This window comes from Pseudomonas sp. McL0111 (genome assembly GCF_052567255.1).
This window is the reverse complement of sequence record NZ_CP199585.1, coordinates 4,102,226-4,123,747: the sequence shown is the minus strand read 5'-3', so window position 1 is coordinate 4,123,747 and position 21,522 is coordinate 4,102,226. Positions and strand designations below refer to the sequence as shown.

The following is a 21,522-nucleotide window of genomic DNA, read 5'->3' as shown; positions in this document are numbered from 1 at the left end:
TTCATACCACGAAACCTGTGGGAGCCGGGCTTGCCCGCGATGGCGGTGGCACATTCAAAATCTCAGCTGACTGACACACCGCCATCGCTGGCAAGCCAGCTCCCACAATGTCCGGGGCGTTGCTGAATGCTGTGCTCACACCACAAAACCTGTGGGAGCCGGGCTTGCCCGCGATGGCGGTGGCACATTCAAAATCTCAGCTGACTGACACACCGCCATCGCTGGCAAGCCAGCTCCCACAATGTCCGGGGCGTTGCTGGATGCTGTGCTCACACCACAAAACCTGTGGGAGCCGGGCTTGCCCGCGATGGCGGTGGCACATTCAAAATCTCAGCTGACTGACACACCGCCATCGCTGGCAAGCCAGCTCCCACAATGCCCGGGGCGTTGCTGGATGCTGTGCTTACAACACAAAACCTGTGGGAGCCGGGCTTGCCCGCGATGGCGGCGGTACATTCAGAATATCTGTTGACTGACCCACCGCTTTCGCGAGCAAGCTCACTCCTACAATGTCCGGGGCGAAGCTGGGTGCTGTGCTCACACCACAAAACCTGTGGGAGCCGGGCTTGCCCGCGATGGCGTCGGTACATTCAGAATATTTGCTGACTGACACACCGCTATCGCTGGCAAACCAGCTCTCACAGTTTTTTGCGGCAAGCCCTTTCAGCGTCGTTTCAGCGCCTGTTTGTGCGCGTACATCGCGCCGTCCGCGTCCGCCAGCAGCCGGTCAACCGTGTCGTGGCGCTGCGCGTCGTATTCGATTTGGCCGACACTGAAGCGAATGTCATAGCCGCGAGCCAATGTGGCATTGCGCTCATCGAGGATTTCCTTGAGCCGCGCCATGATCACCGTGGTTTCCACATGGCTTGAGCCGGTCAGCAACGCGACAAACTCATCACCCCCCAATCGACCGATCACATCGCTCTCGCGAAACGCAATGCGCAACACGTCAGCGAAGGTTTTCAGCGCGCTGTCACCCTCGGCATGCCCATAAAGATCGTTGATCTGTTTGAAATCATTGAGGTCGAAAAACAGCAGAGTCGCCGGTTTTTCCAGGCGCGCACAGGCGTCCAGCCCGTGTTGCGCAAGTGCCTTGAAGCCACGGCGATTGGACAGCAGCGTCAGCTCGTCCATGCTCGCCATCTGCACCGCCATCAATTCCTGCTCGGCCATGCGCGCCAGATCACGCAGCAATTCGCGCTCTTCGTCGTCGAGGTGTCGCGGTTTGGTGTCAATCAGGCACAGCGTGCCGAGCTTGCTGCCATCGCTGACCTTGAGCGGGCAGCCGGCATAGAATCGAATCCGCGGATCGCCGATCACCAGCGGATTGTCATGAAAACGCTCGTCCAGCGTCGCATCGCCGATGTGCAGGATCTGGTCACCCAGGATCGCGTGGCCGCAAAACGACACATCACGCCCGGTTTCACTGGCACTGAGGCCCATGCATGACTTGAACCACTGACGCTCGGCATCCACCAGACTGACCAATGCGATGGGCACACCAAATACCCGGCGTGCCAGCCGTGTCAGCCGGTCGAAACGTTCTTCGGGGACCGTATCGAGGACGTTGAGCCCGTGCAGGGTTTTCACGCGGGCCAGTTCATTGACAGGTTTCTCAGGGGCCAGCATGGTTCACTCCATTGAGGTGTCTACCCCTTAGAGTAGACCACGCCCGTTCCATTACGCCTCAAGCCCTCCGCTGGTCAGATCCCGGCCACCGGACAAGGCCCTCCGGCATCCGCCCAGAGCTTGAACTGCTCGACGAAAATATCGTGCGGCACCGGTACCGGCGAGCGCCCTGCCCCGGGATTCCAGCCCCACAACACCAGTTTGTCCTCGCTGACATGTTTGATCAGCGCAGCGAAATCCCGGTCGCCATTACTCGACCGATCCTTGATCAGCGCGCAGAGCTTGTCAGGCGGCAGACCAATCCAGGCCATTTTGTGCGCCGCTGGCGGCAGGCTCCAGTGCGGCGCACCCGGTGGCGCATGGGGGCCGTAACTGGCGGGCGGATTGTTTTCCGCGTGGCAGGTCGCGCAAGGCAAACCGGCGGCGCCCTTGCCGTCCATTCCGCGCACCACGTTCATCGCGTGCGGCGTGCCGGCGTCGAACTGCAAGGGCGAATCGCCGGCGATATGACAGTTCTGACAGCGCGGACTCTGGAACACTTTCTGCACCGTGCCGAACGCTTTCAGCGCCTCCTGATCGTCCGCAATCAGATCCGAGGCATAAACGCCCAGGCCGACCAGCACAACCGTGCCCAACAGCAGATGTCGTTTCATCTCACACCCCCGACAGTTGCAGTGGCAGCTCGCGCAGGCGCTGCCCGGTCAGGGCAAACACCGCGTTGGCCACTGCCGGTGCGGTTGGCGGCACACCCGCTTCGCCGATGCCGCCGGGCTTGTCGGTGCTGGGCACGATGTGCACCTCGACCACCGGCATTTCATTGAGCCGCAGCACCTGGTAATCGTGATAGTTGGACTGCCTGACCATCCCGTCCTTGATCGTCAGTTTGCTGTGCAGCGCCATGCCCAGACCGAAGGTGATGCACGACTCCATCTGCGCGGCGATGCTCTGCGGATTGACCGCAATCCCGCAGTCCACCGCACACACCACCCGATGCACGCGAATCAGCAGATTGTCCTGCGACACCTCAGCCACCTGTGCCACGTAACTGCCGAATGATTCGTGCACCGCGACACCCAGCGCATGTCCGTCCGGCAGCGGCGCTTTCCAGTTGGCCTTCTCTACCGCCAGATTCAGCACGCCGAGATGGCGCGGATGATCCTTGAGCAACGTTCGCCGATATTCCACCGGGTCCTTGCCCGCCGCTGTAGCCATTTCATCGATCAGCGATTCCATGACGAACCCCGTGTGGCTATGCCCCACCGAACGCAGCCACAACACGTTGATCCCGGTCTGCGGCGAATGCAGTTCCACCTGATGATTGGCCAGCCCTTTCACGTAAGGACTGTCGGCCACGCCCTCGACCGAGGTCGGGTCGATGCCGTTCTTGACCATGGTCGCCTCCATCAGCGTACCGGTCATGATCGATTGCCCGACCAGCACATGTTGCCAGGCCAGAGGTAAACCATCGGCACCCAAACCAATGCGCGCCTGATGCAGGAACATCGAACGGTAATAGCCGCCACGGATATCGTCTTCACGCGACCACACGGTTTTTACCGGCATGCCGGCCGCTTTCGCCACTTGCACCGCTTCGGCGACAAAATCCGACGTCGGATTGGCCCTGCGACCAAAACCGCCACCGAGGAATTCCGTGTGTATCTGCACCTGCTCCGGTTTGAGCCCGGTGATCTTGCCGGCGACCATCTGATCGAGCGTCTGGAACTGTGTGCCAGTCCAGATTTCGCACTTCTCGGCGCTGATCTTCACCGAGCAATTGAGCGGTTCCATCGGAGCATGGGCCAGATACGGCACGCTGTACTCAACATCAATCTTCTTCGCCGCTTTGCTGAAACTGCCCGGCGCATCCCCCGCCTGAGCCGCTGACGTGCCCGGTGTTGCGGCCAGTTTGCGAAAGCTCGCCAGCAAACCTTCACTGCTCAGATCAGCGTGATCACCCAAGTCCCAATCGACTTTCAATGCATCGCGACCCAGCTTCGCCGCCCAGTAATGCTCGGCGATTACCGCGACCCCGGACGGCACCTGCACCACTTTGTGCACGCCCGGAACCGCAAGCGCTTCAGCACCTTCAAAGGATTTGACCGTAGCGCCGAACACCGGAGGCCGGGCGACCATCGCGGTCATCAGGCCTTCAAACTGCACGTCCATACCGAACTTGGCGCGACCGGTGATTTTCTCCGGCGTATCAAGGCGTTTGGTCGGTTTGCCGATGACTTTCCAGTCCTTGGCTTCCTTGAAGACAATCGATTTCGGATCCGGCACCGGCAGTTGTCCGGCGGCATCCGCCAGTTCGCCGTAAGTGGCGCGGTTGTCGCCAGCGATCACCACGCCAGATTCGGTGCGAATCGCCGACACCGGCACATTGAAACGTTTGGCCGCTGCTTCAACCAGCATCTGCCGCGCGGTGCCACCGGCCAACCGATAGCGATCGAACTCCATCCAGGTCGAGGTCGAACCACCGGTAATCTGCATGCCGCCAAACCCCGGCATGCCGTAGTCCGCCGCCGAAGCCGGCGAGTGTTCTACGCGAATCTTCGACCAGTCGGCGTCCAGCTCTTCAGCGATCAGCATGGTCAAACCGGTCCAGATGCCCTGACCCATTTCCGAATGGCCGAGCAGCACGGTGACGCTGTTGTCAGCGGCAATCCGCAAGAAGGCATTAGGCGCAAAAACCTTGCCTTCATTTTCCGCCGCCATGGCAAAACGATGAGCACCGGGTACGTTGAACGCCACCACCAGACCGCCGCCCAACACGGCGCTGCCCTTGAGAAATCCGCGACGCGATACAGGACTGTTCATCAGATACCTCCCGAGCGGGCTCAGCCGATTTCAGCGGCGCGTTTGACCGCCGCGCGGATTCTAGGGTAGGTGCCGCAGCGGCAGATATTGCCGGACAGCGCCTGATCGATATCGCTGTCGGTGGGCTTGGGGATTTTCGCCAGTAATGCAGCGGCGGACATGATCTGCCCGGACTGGCAATAACCGCACTGCACTACGTCGAGTTCGGCCCAGGCTTGCTGCACCGGGTGCGAACCGTCAGTGGACAAGCCTTCGATGGTGAGGATTTTTTGCCCGTGGGCCACCGCCGTGGCCGGGGTGATACAGGCGCGCAACGGTGCGCCATCGACATGCACGGTGCAGGCACCGCACTGCGCCATGCCACAGCCAAATTTGGTACCGGTCAGGTGCGCCACATCGCGCAGGACCCAGAGCAACGGCATGTCCGCCGGGACATCGAGCTCCTGATCCTTGCCATTGATATTCAAGGTCAGCATCGGGGGATTTCCTCAGACTCACGGTGTTCTGAAGGGGCGTCGCTGTGGCCATCAATGCCTACGCGCGCCTCGGCTTATCCCTTTCAGCAAAGCCTAATTTGCGCGCAAAGCCTGATGTTGCGACCACCGGTCATGCATTGCCGCTCTGGATGTCGCGTTTAATCCTACAGTTGATAACGGCTCGCAAACGAGCCAGCGCGAAACCGGTCCGCGAACGCATCGCGGGCCGCCCTCCACATTGGTCAGGAGTAGCGAACATGGGTTTGGTCACAACCAGAGATGGCGTCGAAATCTTCTACAAGGACTGGGGACCGAAAGGCGCCCCGGTGATTCACTTCCACCATGGCTGGCCGCTCAGTTCGGACGACTGGGATGCGCAGATGCTGTTCTTTCTGGCGCAGGGTTTTCGGGTGGTGGCGCATGATCGCCGGGGTCACGGACGTTCTAGCCAGGTGTGGGACGGTCACGACATGGATCACTACGCCGATGATGTGCTGGCGGTGGTCGAACATCTCGGTATCAAGAAAGCCGTGCACGTCGGGCACTCGACCGGGGGCGGCGAAGTCGTGCATTACATCGCCCGGCATGGTGAGGATCGCGTATTGAAAGCGGCGATTATCAGCGCCGTCCCGCCATTGATGGTCAAGACCGAGAGCAACCCCGGTGGTCTGCCCAAATCGGTGTTCGATGACTTGCAGGCACAGCTTGCGGCCAACCGTGCGCAGTTCTATCGCGATGTACCCAGCGGGCCGTTTTATGGCTACAACCGGCCGGGAGCCAAGCCCTCGGAGGGGAACATTGGCAATTGGTGGCGCCAAGGCATGATTGGCAGTGCCAAGGCGCATTACGACGGGATCGTGGCTTTTTCGCAGACTGACTTCACCGAAGACTTGAAGCGCATCAGCATTCCGGTGCTGGTGATGCACGGTGAGGATGATCAGATTGTGCCTTACGCGAACTCGGGGCCGTTGTCGGCGAAGCTGCTGCAGAACGGCACGTTGAAGTCGTATCCGGGGTTTCCGCACGGGATGCCGACGACCGAGGCACCGACGATCAACGCGGATTTGCTGGCGTTTATTCGCGGCTGAACACCCAGCAGCCCAATCCCACCACCAACCACTTGTGGGAGTGAGCCTGCTCGCGATGGCGTCGTTTCAGTCGACACACATTCAGGCTGTACTGACGCCTTCGCTGGCAAGCCAGCTCCCACAGGGTTTTGGGGTGACCGCAGATTCTGCAAACGCTGCCAATCATTGTGGGAGCTGGCTTGCCAGCGATGGCATTGGGTCAGGCAACATTGATGTCGCGGCTACCGGCCTCATCGCTGGCAAGCCAGCTCCCACAGGGTTTTGGGGTGACCGCAGATTTTGCAAACGCTGCCAATCATTGTGGGAGCTGGCCTGCCAGCGATGGCATTGGGTCAGGCAACATTGATGTCGCGGTTACCGGCCTCATCGCTGGCAGGCCAGCTCACACAGGGTTTTGGGGTGACCGCAGATTTTGCAAACACTGCCAGTCATTGTGGGAGCTGGCTTGCCAGCGATGACATTGGGTCAGGCAACATTGATGTCGCGGCTACCGGCCTCATCGCTGGCAAGCCAGCTCCCACAGGGTTTTGGGGTGACCGCAGATTCTGCAAACGCTGCCAATCATTGTGGGAGCTGGCTTGCCAGCGATGACATTGGGTCAGGCAACATTGATGTCGCGGCTACCGGCCTCATCGCTGGCAGGCCAGCTCCCATTGGGTTTTGGGGTGACCACAGATTTTGCAAACACTGCCAGTCATTGTGGGAGCTGGCCTGCCAGCGATGGCACTGGGTCAGGCAACATTGATGTCGCGGCTACCGGCCTCATCGCTGGCAGGCCAGCTCCCACAGGGTTTTGGGGTGACCGCAGATTCTGCAAACGCTGCCAATCATTGTGGGAGCTGGCTTGCCAGCGATGGCATTGGGTCAGGCAACATTGATGTCGCGGCTACCGGCCTCATCGCTGGCAGGCCAGCTCCCATTGGGTTTTGGGGTGACCACAGATTTTGCAAACACTGCCAGTCATTGTGGGAGCTGGCCTGCCAGCGATGGCATTGGGTCAGGCAACATTGATGTCGCGGCTACCGGCCTCATCGCTGGCAAGCCAGCTCCCACAGGGTTTTGGGGTGACCGCAGATTTTGCAAACACTGCCAATCATTGTGGGAGCTGGCCTGCCAGCGATGGCACTGGGTCAGGCAACATTGATGTCGCGGCTACCGGCCTCATCGCTGGCAAGCCAGCTCCCACAGGGTTTTGGGGTGACCGCAGATTTTGCAAACACTGCCAGTCATTGTGGGAGCTGGCCTGCCAGCGATGGCATTGGGTCAGGCAACATTGATGTCGCGGCTACCGGCCTCATCGCTGGCAAGCCAGCTCCCACAGGGTTTTGGGGTGACCGCAGATTTTGCAAACACTGCCAATCATTGTGGGAGCTGGCCTGCCAGCGATGGCATTGGGTCAGGCAACATTGATGTCGCGGTTACCGGCCTCATCGCTGGCAGGCCAGCTCCCATTGGGTTTTGGGGTGACCACAGATTTTGCAAACACTGCCAGTCATTGTGGGAGCTGGCCTGCCAGCGATGGCATTGGGTCAGGCAACATTGATGTCGCGGCTACCGGCCTCATCGCTGGCAGGCCAGCTACGCTGTTAATCCTGCGTGTCTAACCTGCCGAGGATGACTGCCATGCAACGCGTTCAAAAACTCACACCCTGCCTGTGGTTTGACGATCAGGCCGAAGCGGCTGCGAAGTTTTACTGCTCGATCTTCGATCATTCAAAAATCACTGCCCTGACCCACTACAGCAAGGTCGGCCAGGAATTTCATGGCCGCGAAGATGGCTCGGTGATGACCGTCAGCTTCGAACTCGAGGGCCAGACTTTCACTGGCCTCAACGGTGGGCCGCTGTTCAAGTTCAGCGAAGCGATTTCGTTTCAGGTCAATTGCCAGAATCAGGAAGAAGTCGACCATTTCTGGGGCAACCTGTCTGCCGACGGCCCGGTCGAAGCTCAGCAATGCGGCTGGCTCAAGGATAAGTTCGGTGTGTCCTGGCAGATCGTGCCGGTGGAGTTCATGGAGATGATGAAAGACCCGGATACCAGCAAGTCGCAACGGGCGATGCAGGCCATGCTGACCATGAAAAAACTCGACATTGCCCAACTGAAACGGGCCTTTGACGGCCAGAGCTAATACACTCCAGCCTGGCCTGCCGGGAATAATAACGATGAAACACGCTGCTGCCAGAAACCCTGAAAAAACTCCGCGCTTCTGGCGCGACGACGCCCTGCCCTTCATCGAGGCGCGGGCCATCGCCGATGGGCGTGAGGTCTGCTACTCGCGCCATTCCCATGCGCATTTCTCCATCGGCGCGATCACTGCCGGGCGCAGCATCTATGTGCATGAGCAGTCGAAGTTTGAAGTCACGGCCGGCACCGTGGTGCTGATGAATCCCGCTGATGTGCACGCCTGCAATCCGATCAATGATCAGCCGTGGTCGTACTTGATGCTGTACGTCGAGACGCCATGGCTGACGGATTTGCAGCATCAGCTCGGGTTCAGTGCGGATCTGGAGTTTCGGCGGTTTTCGACCACGCATCTGCATGATGCGAAGCTGTATCGCGACCTGACGGCGCTGTACGAAATACTGGTCGACGAGCAACAGGATGTGCTGTGCAAACACAGCGCGGCAGTGGAGTTTTTCAGCGATCTACAACTGCGTCTGAACCCTGCCGAGCAACCGTTGCGCGAACCGAACTTCAAGCTTGAACGCGCCGCCGACTTCATCCGCGAGCACTGCACCGACATGCTGAGCCTCGATGACATCTGTGCGGCGGCGCAACTGTCAGCGTCGTACCTGATCCGCGCCTTCAAACAGCATTACGGCATGACGCCACATGCGTTTCTGGTTAACCAGCGTATCCAGTTCGCCCGCGAACGTTTGCGCGGCGGCCAGTTGATTGCCGATGTCGCGCTGGAATGCGGCTTTGCCGATCAGGCGCATTTCCAACGGGCGTTCAAACAGCATCTGGCGATGACGCCGGGCCAATATCGCGGCTGATCACACACGTCTAACCCCATAAATCCCTGTGGGAGCGGGCTTGCCCGCGATGGCGTCGTGTCAGCCAACACAGATGCAGAATGTGCCGCCCCCTTCGCTGGCAAGCCAGCTCCCACAGGTAATGCGATCTGCCGTTCAGGGCAACAACAGATACCCCGCACTCACCGCCAACAACCCCGCCATCGCCCGATTGAACCAGCGCATCCCGGCCGGATTACCCAGATAACCGCGCAAAAACGTCCCGGCATACACCCAGCAACCCACCGACAGATAACAGATCACCAGATACACCGCCGCAAACTGCCAGACCAGCCGCGCTTCGCCATCGGCGACAAACGCGCCCATCCCCGCCACGCAGGCGAGCCAGGCTTTCGGGTTGAGCCATTGCATCACCGCGCCATACAGCATCGACGGTGCGCGCCCTGCTTCCCCGGTATTCAACTGCCCATTATCGGTCGCCAGTTTCCACGCCATGAACAACAGAAACGCCACCCCGGCCAGTTGCACCACACGGGTCAGCGACGGCCACAGCTTGAGGACCTCATGCAGGCCGAGCCCCATCAGCACCAGCAACAACACAAAACCCAGCGTCGCCCCGGCCACATGCCGTTGACTGGCGCGAAAACCAAACTGCGCCCCCGAACTCAACGCGACAATATTCACCGGCCCCGGAGTAATGGACGCCACCAGCGCAAACGCCGCCATCGAAACAATCAGACTCATCGCACACCTGCTTCAAAACGAGGAACAAGGTGCCCAAGTTATCTGCCACCCTGCCCACAGGTATTGAACAAAACTACCCCCGCTGGCGTGACAGCCGCACAGACTGCGCCGGCCAAACCAACTACTCTCTAGCTCACTGGCCAATTCCGGCCCGGGAGCTTGCCTGGATGATTCTGATTCTGTTGCCATCCGCCGATTACGACCCTACTGAAAGCAGCGTGCCGTGGCAGGCAATGCGCAACGCAGGCATCGAGGTCTGTTTTGCCACACCGGAAGGCTTGCCTGCCTACGCCGATCCGCGGTTGGTGAGCATGGGCTTCGGGCCACTGAATCCGATGCTGATGACCCGCAAGGCTGATCTGCACAGTTACGCGCAGATGATCGAAAGCCAGGCGTTTCGTCAGCCGCTGGCGTATGCCGATGTCGACCCTGCTCAGTTCGATGGCCTGCTGATCCCCGGCGGCCATGCCAAAGGGATGCGCAGCCTGCTGGAGTCCGGAACGGCCCGGCACATCGCGTTGCAGTTTTTCAAGGCACAAAAACCAGTGGCGGCGGTGTGTCATGGCGTGCTTTTGCTCGCCCGCACACTCGACCCGGACACCGGACATTCGGTGTTGTTCGGACGTAAAGTCACCGCATTGCTGGCGACGACCATGGAACTGCCGGCATGGCTGATAACCGCAGTTTGGCTGGGGCGCTACTACCGCACTTACGGGCAGACGGTAGAGGCGGAAGTCACCGCTGCGCTGTCACGAAAATCCGATTTTGTGCGCGGCCCCCGCATTGCTAAACGCGATAGCGCAGAGGCACCGGAGCTGGGGTTTACAGTGCGCGACGGCCAACTGCTCACGGCTCGCTGGCCGGGCGATTGTCATCGATTCGCCGCAGAATGGGTCGCCATTCTGCGAGCGCCCGCTCGACAGATTGAATGAGCGCCCCCCAGGAGCGGTCTCTGGCTGCGATTTTTTGACGTTCAAGTTTCACGACAACAACAGATAAAACGCGCTCGCCGCCGGCAACAAAGCCATAACCCGATTGAACAAGCACGTCCCCGCCGCATTACCCAGATAGTGCCTCATGCCCGCATACCGAACAAAATTACCCTCGACAATTACCCAGCAACTTAAAGTAATCTCGACAATTACAGCGAAGCAACTTTAAACACTTTCGGCATACCACAAATACCTCGAAACCTTTAATAACAACTCGAAACCAGAAATGAAAAAACAAAAGCGCAGCATGCTTTATATTTTCGATAACTTCGCAACCAGTCAATTCAACTTCGCCAAGAACTGTTTCACATCAACCCGAAACTGGAAGAAATCAATATGGATATTACCCGCAACCTTTTTGCCACCGCCCCTGCATCAGCCGATGAAACAGAGCGCCTGAACATTGCCGCGGCTCTGGAGAACCGAAATTTCCTTCTGCAAACCTTTCGTGTTGACGAAGACTTCATGCTACTCGCCACGGAGGTGATATCCGAGAGCCGGTTCGACAGTGAACACCTGGCCGGAAAATTATCTCTGCGCTCACTAACAAAACATCCAGACTTCATTAACCTCACTGACGACCTGAAGCTCCCTGCCGACCACTTCATTATGGTTCTAAGCAATGGGGAAATTTACGCGACCTCTGAAAAAATCGGCTCTACAGGTATTTACATTCACTACACCATCATTACCGATGACGTTTATGAAATCGAATCCTTGCGAGCAGACATTGAACTTCTGTCCGCTACGGCATGGCGAACAGGCGGCATTATTTCCTCCAGCACCATAATTCCCTTGCGCAACTGGCTTGCCTTTCAGGAAATCGATACGCCTCAAGACCAAACCGACATCGCGAATCTGATCGACCACCTGAACTTCAACATGCCGACAGCACCAAAATTCGGCAACTACTGGGGTATTTCCGATGACACACAGGACATCGCCCTGATTATCGAACCAGAACAATATCCGGTGATCTTGCAGGAAGTCCGAAAGCTGATGGCCGATTCGGGCCGGCATTCCGAACCTTTGATCAATTATCTTACCGATGTGCTACTCGAAAAGTGGAGCGGCGCGTTGGTGCAGGAAGATCCGCGCCTGGCGTGGGAACACTTGATGCAAACGCAAGAGGCACAGCGTTTTGCGCAAACCTGTTTCGACGCACTGCACACCCATGACTCGGGAAAGACAATAACCGAGATCACGCGCAGCCGATTGCTGCTCGCCGCTGTTGTGCTTGATCTGGACGTGGGTTCGCAAGAGCGGATCGAGACCCATCGTGAGGAACGCTATGCATCGCGGCATGTGCATGAGACCTCGGCACAGACACGCGTTCGTCTTAAGCGTCATTTTGAACAGATAAACTTTGCGACCCCATTCGCTGCACTATTCGCAGTGCATCTGGTTCTAGCGGGTCAATCCCCGGAGTTTCTGGTCGTCACCCCGCCGACACTGCTGATCAGTTCACCCGGATGGGTCATGTTGCGCAAGGCGGTACTTCTAACTGAAAGGATCGCTCCTGGGTTATCCCTGAGACTTTCTTATGACCAAGTGATGAAATTTGCCGCGCTCGCACCACTCAGCGATAGCCAAAGAGCACTGCATCAGCTACTCAATCTGCAATGTGTAATGGACTGGGCACGCATCAATGAACTTACGCCCCGTACGGACTCAGTATTATCCGAGGAACAAGTCGCAACAACCGCAATGAATGACTACAGCACTTATGCCAATGAACTAGAGGGTGCGCTGAAGTCGATAACCGCTGCACCGGCCAGTCGGCGGAAACTGGCAAGGCAAACGCTGTTCGACGCCGGCATCGACAATCATCGGGAAGTGTTTTCTTCGCCGCACAATAAAGGTGGGCTGATTAGCGACACGGTGATCAATTTTTATCTCGCCAACCAGCTACACCGTAAAAACCTCACCAGCAAATCGAGCAAACGCAATCTCTACGACGTGCACCCAGGCCTGGCAAGCCTTGCGCCCGTCAACGAGCTGTATGCCGAAAAACTCAAGCCGCAGCACGAAAACTTCAAGTCGGGGATCAGCACCATGATCCGACTGGCATTTTCCAATCTGCCCATGAGTGACCGAGAAGCGCTGACACAGGGCGCATCAACGCTCTATCTCGTGCGCGGAAATCGCAATATCCCCGATCACAGCGCAGACCACTTCTCCCCGCACGGCGTGGTGATCCTGTGCCGTCACAAGTCGAAAAACCATTGTTTCGAATTGTTCCCCTTACAGGGCCTATGCCGCAAAAGCGAGCGCTTGGCCGAGGCATACGCCGAAGCATCTGCGTTTAACGAAAACAGCGGAAGCTTCGAAGGCACGACCAACGCAGAGACTGGAAATTTTCCGCGCCTGACTTATCTGGAAAATATCGTTACCGAGCACGAAGCCTACTTCAAGGGCGCGGTACCTCGTCAGAGCGAACAGGCCGACATCAACACATTATTGCCGCGCCATCACTGGGAACTGGAAGATCATGCGCATATCCGCGAGTTCGGCATGCTGCTTGATCGACTGGGTGAGTTTGCAGAATACGACCAGGCTTCAGCCTGGTACACCTCACCCATGCAAAGTTATCAATCGCCCAGACTCAAGAGCATTGCCGATTTTATTGCGCAAAAGAACCCGCCCATCACGTACGGCGAATACTACCGGATGGGCTATGACCAGACTGAATACGAAGAAAAGCAGGAAGAATACGAGCGAATTGCCAACATCATTCTGAATATTTTCATTCCGTTCAGAGACTGCATCCAGCAACTGACTTCGGACGATCCGGATCAACGCAGTGGGGCGGCCTTCAGTTGTATCATCGATACTCTTGCCGTTGCCTTTGTCTTTATCGGGGCTGCTGGCGCGCTGGCAAAAGTAGTGGCCAGCAGTACCAAACTGTTAAGTCTCGGTCGCGTGGCCGGTAGTATTCTGCTCTCTATCTTCAACCCGATCGACGGTCTTCCCCAACTGGTCGTGGGCGCCGGGAAGCTGGCTGGCAAAGGCGCGCTGAAACTCAGCCAATACGGTAGTTCGATCAGCAAAGCCGGAGCTCGGCAACTGCGTCGACTCACCAGCACCAGCAGTGGCTCTTACGACCTGGTCAAAGCGTTAGGAAAAACCGGGGCTGCCGCCGAGATCCGCATGACACTGCCGACGGTGGCGCATGCGCGCGCACTGTTTAAGGATGATGCTCTGGAAACTGTCGAACAGATCGTCACACGACTGAGCCAGGACGTTATTTCCCTCCCCAAGGGCAGCAACGCGACAGAACTGGAGCATCTGTTCAACACTGCAACAAGAGAAGCGACTCAGTCATCAAAGGGCTTCCAGCAACTGGAATCGCTAATAGGTCATGCCGCAGCGAACGACGTACTCGTCACGTTCACCAAAAGCAAAGGCCCCAGATTCAACGGTAAAAAGTTCACCACAAACGCTCGTGACTATTCAGAAACACTCGAGGTAATGGCCAACATTGAATCAAAGAAAATCATCTACCTCAAAAATCATCAGCAAAAAGTCTTGAATCTGGATCTGGGCAAGCCGCCCTACACCGACGTAATGCCTGAGTCGGCGTTCAACCCGCAGGGTTTCACCGACCATGCTCAGAGAGCCGGAGCCTGGATGGTCAAAGGTTCGACCTCCGACAACGAACTGGAACACATGGTGGCGATCCTGCGTGAATACACGGGAAATAATAAATCGCTCACCGACGCGGCCGTGGTCAAGGAGATACACAGTCGACTGGTTCCTCAACTGGCGGGGACTGTGCGCGAGGCCGGAGCACCAACAAAATACGGCAGCAGCGTCAGCGGTTTTGCCTTGCTGGAACAACATTTGAAGACGCTCGATACCGCCCATGAGCACTTCGACAAACACCTGCTGGCGGCCATCGCCGGTTTTCAAGCCTTTGGCGACGGCAATGGTCGTACCGCCAGCGCGGTGTATGCGATCAGCCAGATGCGCAATAGCCGATTTACACCAATGCCGAAACACGTGTTCATGTCCTTGAGCGATCTGGGCTAAACGCTTAAATCCGCGCCTCGTTTAGCGAGGCACGGATTTTCTCATTCACCGGCAAGCATCGCCGGCACCGTAAACCGAAATTCGGTACCCTGCCCCGGCTCGCTGCTGGCCTCGATCCGCCCACCATGGGCTTCCACAATGCCTTGCGTGATGTACAAACCCAGGCCGGTTCCGGTCGGGTTGCCCTCCTTAACCGTCCAGTAACGATCAAACACCCGCGCCAGGTTCTCCTTGGGAATGCCTTCGCCGGTATCGCGCACGGTAAACACGATTTCCTCACCCGCCGACTTCGCCTGCACACCCACCGAACCTTTGCGCGGGGTGAATTTGATCGCGTTGCCGATCAGGTTCGACAGCACCTGAAACAAGCGCTCTGGGTCAGCATGGATTTTCAGCTCGGGATCGGCTTCGAACGAGATGCTGATGTCCTTGTCCAGTGCCAGTGGCCCGAGCAGTGACTGGGTTTCCTCGAACATCTGCCCGACATCGAGTTTCTGCGGCGTGATGGTGTAGCGTCCGGCGTCGATTTTCGAGGTGTCGAGCAAGTCTTCAAGCAGCGTATTCATACGCCCGGCAGCCTGCTGCATGGTATCGATGGCCGTGGTAATGCGTCGTGAAGTGTGCGGGCCGTCGGAGCTGAAAGTTTTCTGCATCATGCCGCAGAGCATCGAAATCACCGTCATCGGGTTGCGCAGATCGTGGGAAACCACTGCCACCAGCTCATCGCGGGCGCGTACGGCTTCCTGCTCACGGCGGACTTGTCGGGCCAGATCGTTTTCCAGTGCCGAACGGCGCAGATCATTGGCCGCGAACAGATCGCCGTGGCTCCATTTGGTGGAGATGCCGGCCATCTCGACTTTCCAGATCTCGAACGACGTACGCGGCCGCAAACGCAGACCCGCGTCGGAGTTTTCCAGATCCAGCGGTTTGCGCGGATCACCACTCCAGTTGATGTTCTCTTTGACCTCGGGGCGAAACCACAGCACGCCGTTGTCCACTGGTTTGGGCAGGCTCATGGCGAGCACACCGCTGGCCACCTGCTGAAACTGCTCGGCCGGTGGGTAAACGCTGGCCAGATGATGACTGGCAAACACCGACTCGCCGCTGTCCTGCAACCACTTGTGCAGCGCGCGGATTTCTTCTGGCTCCGGGCAGTTGCCATAACGATGCAACTGTTTGTCTTCAATGATCGCGATACCGCCAGCATTGGTCAGCGCCATCAGAACCTGCGGCTGATTGGCCAGGCCATCAAAGACGTTTTGCGGGGAATCGATCATCGCCTGATTGAGCAGCGCCAGTGCATCGACTTTCTCTTCACGCTGACGGCTGATTTCCAGCGACTCCATCGCACTGATCTGCAACGACAGCACCTGGCCGATGGTCTGGCAGGCACTGCGCAATTCATGCGGCACATGCAGCGGCTGGCGGTTGCCGCAGCTGATCAGGCCCCACAACTTATCGCCCTTGAGCAGGGAAATGCTCATCGACGACAGCACGCCCATGTTTTTCATGTACTGACAGTGAATCGGCGACACGCTGCGCAGCGTGGCAAAACTCAGATCCAGCGGCGTCTGCGTATCGGGGCGCAGTTTCGGCACCAGCGGCACTGGCTGGTAATCGGCATTGGGGATGATCCGCAGCCAATTGGTGCGGTACAGCTCGCGTGCCTGCTCGGGGATGTCCGAGGCCGGGAAAAACAGGCCATTGAACAGTTCCATCGACGGGTCGGAGGCCTCGGCGATCACCTGACCGTGACCCTCCTCCTCGAAACGGTAGATCAGCACCCGGTCGTAACCGGTCATGGCCTGGATTTCCTTGACGCTGATGTCGTACAGCGCCTGCAACGTAGTGGCCGCTTGCAGACGCTGGAGCATGCGCCCCAGGTTAGTGTTGATCCCGGCGACATTGCGCGGCTGGAAGTTTTCGACGTGGATTTCCAGTTCCAGAATCAACACGCCCTGATGCCGGTGCAGCAACCCCTCGAACGCCGTGCCGTTAAGGTGAAAGTGCAGCGGGTCGACATCGGCAAACGCAGGCTGGAGCAACGCCTCGCGTACAGCGTCGGCGTGCTCTGCGCCGATCAAGCTGTGCAGCGGCTGGCCGATCAGTTCCTGCGGCGCCCGCGCCAGCAGGGTTTCGACGTTGGCGCTGACTTGAATGATCTCAAGCCCAGGCTCGCTCAGGGTCAGCAGCAAACCGTGGGGCTGGATCGCGCCGGGAAAGCGGATCGGCTCGTCGGCACAGTTGGCCAGCAGCTCTTCAAAGGCTTCTTTATCTTGCGGAGTCATGCCAGTACCTCCCGGCTTTCGAGCCAGTGTTCGAAACTGCTGAATGTGGTTTGTGCCGCCGTGACGACGGCCGCGCGCTCGTCCGCATCCAGCGGTCGACTGCCCAGGTATTCAATGAAATCGCGCCAGCGCCGTCCTGTGGCCGCGCCGTAGATATCGAGAAACGCCGCGCCGTTGTCGGCATCCACACGCAGCCGCAAGGCGATTTCCCGGCGCAGGATCTGTCCGCCAAGCGTCGCCCCTTCCAGCACGTACAGCACACCCAGACAGGCAGCGCTGGAGTCGATCACGGGCAAGGATTGGCAGATCGGCAGGCTGTCGATGGCCTCGTTCGAAAGACTCAGTGCATGTAGATCGTTGCGTAAGGTCTGCGCTTTCATGCGCGCCGCCAGATCGAAATCGGCGGGACTGACACCGCTGCTCTGCAAGGCCGTTTCCAGTGGCAGATAAAAGCCGTAGTAGGCCTGCATCAACCGTTGAAAGGCGCTTTTATCCAGAGCATCGGAGAAAAAAGGAAGACGTTTTTCCAGTGCGATGTGCAACTCGGCAGTGCCGGCTCGCAGATCTTGCAGCACCGTTGGCACATAAACTTCACGGGCCTTTGCTTGCATGTATGTCGCTCTTGGTGAGGCCAAATGGGGCCAGATTTCTTCAGAGTGACTACACAAGCGAAAAGTTCGACCGTGTCGAGCCGTGCAGCCGGGCGCTGTACCGCGACAGCATCGCCTCACTGTATGGGTCGGACGATCCGGAGGGTGTGATAAAAATGCGTTTCGGTTTCTGGAGTACCGTTATGGACCTCGCCACGCTTTCGCTGTTTCTCCCGGCCTGCTTCGCCTTGAACATGGCCCCCGGCCCGAACAATCTGCTGTCGGTCAGCAACGCCACTCGTTATGGCTATCGGCGGGCTTGCTCGGCCGGCATCGGGCGCATTCTCGCGTTCGCCGGGATGATCGCCTTTGCCGGTGCCGGTTTATCGGTGGTGCTGCAAACCTCGGAATGGCTGTTCCATGCGATAAAGATCATTGGCGCGGCGTATCTGCTGTATCTGGCCTGGCAGCTGTGGCGGGCAAATCCTGAGGCCGAGCAGCAGGTGACTGGCGCAACGGTGGGATTCTTTGCGTTGGCGCGTCAGGAGTTTCTGGTGGCGGCAGGTAATCCGAAGGCGATTCTGTTGTTCACTGCGTTTCTGCCGCAGTTCGTTGACCCATCCCGCCCGGTGCCGGAGCAGTTTGCCGTGCTCGGCGCGCTGTTCCTGATGCTGGAATGGATCGCGATCAGCGCTTACGCCTGGATGGGCCTGCACATGCGCCGCTGGTTTGCCGAGCCACGGGGCAAACGCATTTTCAATCGTTGTTGCGCCGGGTTGTTGTCGGCGGCGGCCTCGGTGCTGCTGATGGCGAAACGCGCGTAAGCATTACGAGGCGCACGGCCCTTTGAGTTCAACCTGATTACCGTCCGGATCAAAGCAATACAGCGACAGGCCTTTGCCCTCGGCACCGAAGCGCTCGGCGGCTTTTTCAACGTTCAGACCGAACGTCTGCAAGTGCCGGGTCAGCGCTTCTTCATCGAACGGCTCGATGCGCAGGCAGAAGTGATCGACATTGCGCCGTTCGGTTCCGGCAGCGCCGCCGCCCTTAAGCCCGAGTTGGCCGTGCAAATCGACGAGGTCGATCATCGAAGTGCCGGCGCGCAGATGCACCAGCCCCAGGTGATCCTGGCGTTTGACCAGTTCGGCGCCGAATACCTGGCCGTAGAAATCGATGCTGCGCTGCAAGTCCTGAACGCGCAGCACAATGTGATCGATGCGTTGAATGGTAAAGGGATGCATGGATTAAACGCCTCACAAACCTACACGGTAGTTCAGGGGGGTTGAAAATTCACTGTCGATTTTTCGGTGGAGCCATCGAGAAACTGGTTTTACTCTCATGCCATGAACATACAAACCGCACTCCTGCCGCCCCACGCCGAGATGGTTCGCGCCATGCTCGAACGCGACACCGCTTATGAAGGCGTGTTCTTCACCGCGGTGAAAACCACCGGGATTTTCTGCCGCCCGAGCTGCACGGCGCGCAAGCCGAAACCGCAGAATGTCGAGTTCTTCGCCCATGCCGACGAGTGCCTGTCTGCCGGTTATCGCGCCTGTCTGCGCTGTAAACCGCTGGACGCTGCGGCCATCGCCCCGGACTGGGTGCAACAGCTGCTCAAAGCCGTCGATGCCGATCCCGAAACACGCTGGAGCGATGCGCAATTGCTCGCCGAGGGTATCGAACCGCTGAAACTGCGGCGCTGGTTCAAGCAGCATTTCGGCATGACCTTCCACGCGTGGCTGCGCACCCGAAGGCTGGGCATGGCTCTGGGCGGGATCAGGCAAGGCACCTCGATTGACCACGCCGCGTTCGATTCCGGCTACGAATCCCTGAGCGGGTTTCGTGATGCGTTTCAGAAGTCGTTTCACATCACGCCCGGACGTGCAGCGAACAGCGAGCCGTTGCTGTTCACCCGACTGACTACCCCGCTCGGGCCGATGATCGCCATGGCCGAGCGCCGTGGGCTGGTGCTGCTGGAGTTCCTCGACCGGCCGGCGTTGACCCGTGAAGTCGAGCAATTGCAGAACCGCTACGGTTACGTGGTCGCGCCGGGGCATAACGCGCACTTGCAGCAGATCGAACGAGAGCTGACTGCGTACTTCGCCGGCAAACTCACCGAGTTCGGCGTAGCGTTGCACCTGCCCGGCAGCGAGTTCGCGCGCCAGGTCTGGGATGAACTGCAGCAAATCCCCTACGGCCACACCAGCACCTACGGCGCCATCGCCGCGCAACTCGGTAAACCCGGCGCCAGTCGTGCGGTGGGTCTGGCCAACGGGCACAATCGGCTGGCGATTGTGGTGCCGTGCCATCGGGTGATCGGTGCGGACGGCTCGCTGACCGGCTATGGTGGCGGACAACCGCGCAAGGCGTATCTTCTGCGGCTGGAAAACGCCGCGGTACAGCTCACGCAACCACTGGCTTTCTGAACCCGTCGCTCTCAATAGAAAATCATCAACGACAAGGAATCTCGATGAACGCGTTCGACACTCAATTTCATCAGTTGCACCAGCAAGGCCTGCTGATCCTGACCAACGTCGCCGACGCCACAGGTGCGCGTCTGGTCGAACAGGCTGGCGGCAAAGCCGTCGCCACCAGCAGCGCAGCGGTGGCCTGGGCCCACGGTTACCCGGACGGTAATACCCTGCCCCTCGAACGTTTGATTTCCACCGTGGAATCCATCGCCCGGGTGATCAAAGTACCGCTGAGCGTGGACATTGAGGCCGGTTATTCCGATGACCTTGGACGAGTCGCTGAAGTCATCGACGCGGTGATTGGCGCAGGCGCGGTCGGGATCAATATCGAGGACGGTGCGGGCACTCCGGAGTTGCTGGCGCGTAAGATCGAAGTCGCCCGGCAAGTCGCTGCCAAGCGCGATGTGAAGCTGTTCATCAATGCGCGCACCGACGTCTATCTCAAGGGTCTGGTGCCGGCCGAAGATCGCGTTGCCGAAACCCTGCGCCGCTCAGCCCTGTATCAGGCTGCCGGAGCCGATGGGCTGTTTGCTGCCGGCGTCACTGCGGCCTATGAAATCGAGGCGATCTGCAAAGGCACTTCGCTGCCGGTCAACGTTCTCGGCTTCGCCTGCCTGCCATCGCCTGAAGAGCTGCAAGCACTTGGCGTACGCCGCTTGAGTGCAGGCTCGGGAATTGCCGAGTTCCTGTACGGCGCAATGGGTTCGCTGGTGAAGAGTTTCCTCGCCAGCGGCAAACTCGGCAGCCACGACCTCAAGGCGCTGACCTACGGCGAAGTCAACGGCCTGCTGAAATAACATGCCCGAGCGCTATAAACCTGCCAGCAAATTTCTGGCCTCGCTGGATGCCGACTGGCAGCGCCATATTTCGGCAGTCGGCCCGTGCCTGCATCAGCCGCACCCGGCGCGCGATCCGTATGAGTCGCTGGTGCGGGCGATTGCTTATCAGCAACTGCATGCCAAGGCTGGGGACGCGATTGTCGGGCGGCTGGTGGGGTTGTTTCCCGGTCAGTCGTTTCCTCGGCCCGAGCAGATTCTGGCGACGGATTTCGAGTCGATGCGCGGTTGCGGGTTTTCTGGCGGGAAGATTGCGACGATTCAGGGGATTGCCCAAGCGACGCTGGATGGCGTGGTGCCGGACTATGCCTGTGCGCTGGCAATGGACGATGAAGCGCTGATCGAACGGCTGGTCAGCCTGCGCGGGGTTGGCCGCTGGACGGTGGAGATGCTGCTGATTTACAGCCTGGAGCGAATGGACATTTTGCCGGCGGATGATTTTGGCGTGCGTGAGGGGTATCGGCGATTGAAGGGGCTGGAGGTGCAGCCGACGCGCAGGCAGATGATTGAGATTGGACTGGCGTGGGCGCCGTATCGGACAGTGGCGGCGTGGTATTTGTGGCGGGTTGCCAAGGCGTAGACCGA

General features: G+C 58.8%; 17 protein-coding genes. 9 read left to right on the top strand and 8 right to left on the bottom strand.

What is annotated here, in order from left to right; genetic code table 11:
- Window positions 1-663 precede the first annotated feature (663 nt).
- The 4 genes from ACTWLJ_RS18960 to ACTWLJ_RS18945 form a co-directional block, all read right to left on the bottom strand.
- The gene (locus ACTWLJ_RS18960; RefSeq protein ID WP_401208700.1) at window positions 664-1,629 is read right to left on the bottom strand and encodes a GGDEF domain-containing protein; all 966 of its coding nucleotides are present in this window, start codon (window positions 1,627-1,629) and stop codon (window positions 664-666) included.
- A 74-nt stretch (window positions 1,630-1,703) separates the two neighbouring features.
- Window positions 1,704-2,282, bottom strand: coding sequence for a hypothetical protein (locus tag ACTWLJ_RS18955; protein ID WP_445177970.1), 579 nt, complete (start codon window positions 2,280-2,282; stop codon window positions 1,704-1,706).
- Between the two features lies 1 nt (window position 2,283).
- The gene (locus ACTWLJ_RS18950; RefSeq protein WP_445177969.1) at window positions 2,284-4,446 is read right to left on the bottom strand and encodes a molybdopterin cofactor-binding domain-containing protein; all 2,163 of its coding nucleotides are present in this window, start codon (window positions 4,444-4,446) and stop codon (window positions 2,284-2,286) included.
- Between the two features lie 20 nt (window positions 4,447-4,466).
- Window positions 4,467-4,922 carry a (2Fe-2S)-binding protein gene (locus ACTWLJ_RS18945; protein ID WP_007965305.1) on the bottom strand — a complete coding sequence of 152 codons (456 nt, stop codon included), beginning with the start codon at window positions 4,920-4,922 and terminating at the stop codon, window positions 4,467-4,469.
- Window positions 4,923-5,179: 257 nt separating this feature from the next.
- On the opposite strand from ACTWLJ_RS18945, the gene ACTWLJ_RS18940 reads away from it, so the two are divergent.
- From ACTWLJ_RS18940 to ACTWLJ_RS18930, 3 genes are all read left to right on the top strand, one after another.
- Window positions 5,180-6,010: an alpha/beta fold hydrolase gene (locus tag ACTWLJ_RS18940; RefSeq protein ID WP_445177968.1), complete on the top strand. Its 831-nt coding sequence runs from the start codon at window positions 5,180-5,182 to the stop codon at window positions 6,008-6,010.
- Between the two features lie 1,623 nt (window positions 6,011-7,633).
- Complete coding sequence (locus tag ACTWLJ_RS18935) at window positions 7,634-8,137, top strand: VOC family protein (protein WP_445177967.1); 504 nt, start codon at window positions 7,634-7,636, stop codon at window positions 8,135-8,137.
- Window positions 8,138-8,171: 34 nt separating this feature from the next.
- Entirely contained in the window at window positions 8,172-9,005 is an 834-nt protein-coding gene (locus tag ACTWLJ_RS18930) for a helix-turn-helix domain-containing protein (protein WP_445177966.1), read from the top strand.
- A 135-nt stretch (window positions 9,006-9,140) separates the two neighbouring features.
- Here the strand turns inward: ACTWLJ_RS18930 and ACTWLJ_RS18925 are convergent, their stop codons facing one another.
- A complete protein-coding gene (locus ACTWLJ_RS18925; protein ID WP_401208679.1) occupies window positions 9,141-9,728 on the bottom strand; it encodes a LysE family translocator in 588 nt (195 codons plus the stop codon).
- A gap of 167 nt (window positions 9,729-9,895) precedes the next feature.
- Between ACTWLJ_RS18925 and ACTWLJ_RS18920 the strand changes: the two genes are divergently transcribed.
- Window positions 9,896-10,660: a type 1 glutamine amidotransferase domain-containing protein gene (locus ACTWLJ_RS18920; RefSeq protein ID WP_445177965.1), complete on the top strand. Its 765-nt coding sequence runs from the start codon at window positions 9,896-9,898 to the stop codon at window positions 10,658-10,660.
- Window positions 10,661-11,056: 396 nt separating this feature from the next.
- Complete coding sequence (locus ACTWLJ_RS18915; protein ID WP_445177964.1) at window positions 11,057-14,752, top strand: hypothetical protein; 3,696 nt, start codon at window positions 11,057-11,059, stop codon at window positions 14,750-14,752.
- A 41-nt stretch (window positions 14,753-14,793) separates the two neighbouring features.
- Here the strand turns inward: ACTWLJ_RS18915 and ACTWLJ_RS18910 are convergent, their stop codons facing one another.
- Entirely contained in the window at window positions 14,794-17,040 is a 2,247-nt protein-coding gene (locus tag ACTWLJ_RS18910; RefSeq protein ID WP_445177963.1) for an ATP-binding protein, read from the bottom strand.
- Entirely contained in the window at window positions 17,037-17,651 is a 615-nt protein-coding gene (locus ACTWLJ_RS18905; RefSeq protein WP_445177962.1) for a biliverdin-producing heme oxygenase, read from the bottom strand. Before ACTWLJ_RS18905 ends, ACTWLJ_RS18910 begins: the two co-directional genes overlap by 4 nt.
- A 182-nt stretch (window positions 17,652-17,833) precedes the next feature.
- Here ACTWLJ_RS18905 and ACTWLJ_RS18900 point away from each other — a divergent pair, with 182 nt between their 5' ends.
- Window positions 17,834-18,454 carry a LysE family translocator gene (locus ACTWLJ_RS18900; protein ID WP_445181373.1) on the top strand — a complete coding sequence of 207 codons (621 nt, stop codon included), beginning with the start codon at window positions 17,834-17,836 and terminating at the stop codon, window positions 18,452-18,454.
- A gap of 3 nt (window positions 18,455-18,457) precedes the next feature.
- Here the strand turns inward: ACTWLJ_RS18900 and ACTWLJ_RS18895 are convergent, their stop codons facing one another.
- Window positions 18,458-18,871 carry a VOC family protein gene (locus ACTWLJ_RS18895; protein WP_445177961.1) on the bottom strand — a complete coding sequence of 138 codons (414 nt, stop codon included), beginning with the start codon at window positions 18,869-18,871 and terminating at the stop codon, window positions 18,458-18,460.
- A gap of 102 nt (window positions 18,872-18,973) precedes the next feature.
- Here ACTWLJ_RS18895 and ACTWLJ_RS18890 point away from each other — a divergent pair, with 102 nt between their 5' ends.
- Genes ACTWLJ_RS18890 through ACTWLJ_RS18880 form a run of 3 tightly spaced genes read left to right on the top strand, consistent with a single transcriptional unit; the run spans window position 18,974 to window position 21,517 of the window.
- Complete coding sequence (locus tag ACTWLJ_RS18890) at window positions 18,974-20,056, top strand: bifunctional transcriptional activator/DNA repair enzyme AdaA (protein WP_445177960.1); 1,083 nt, start codon at window positions 18,974-18,976, stop codon at window positions 20,054-20,056.
- 44 nt (window positions 20,057-20,100) lie between these two features.
- Window positions 20,101-20,898 carry an isocitrate lyase/PEP mutase family protein gene (locus tag ACTWLJ_RS18885; RefSeq protein WP_445177959.1) on the top strand — a complete coding sequence of 266 codons (798 nt, stop codon included), beginning with the start codon at window positions 20,101-20,103 and terminating at the stop codon, window positions 20,896-20,898.
- A gap of 1 nt (window position 20,899) precedes the next feature.
- On the top strand, window positions 20,900-21,517 hold the full coding sequence (locus ACTWLJ_RS18880) for a DNA-3-methyladenine glycosylase family protein (RefSeq protein ID WP_445177958.1): 618 nt from the start codon (window positions 20,900-20,902) through the stop codon (window positions 21,515-21,517).
- The last annotated feature ends 5 nt before the right edge of the window (window positions 21,518-21,522 follow it).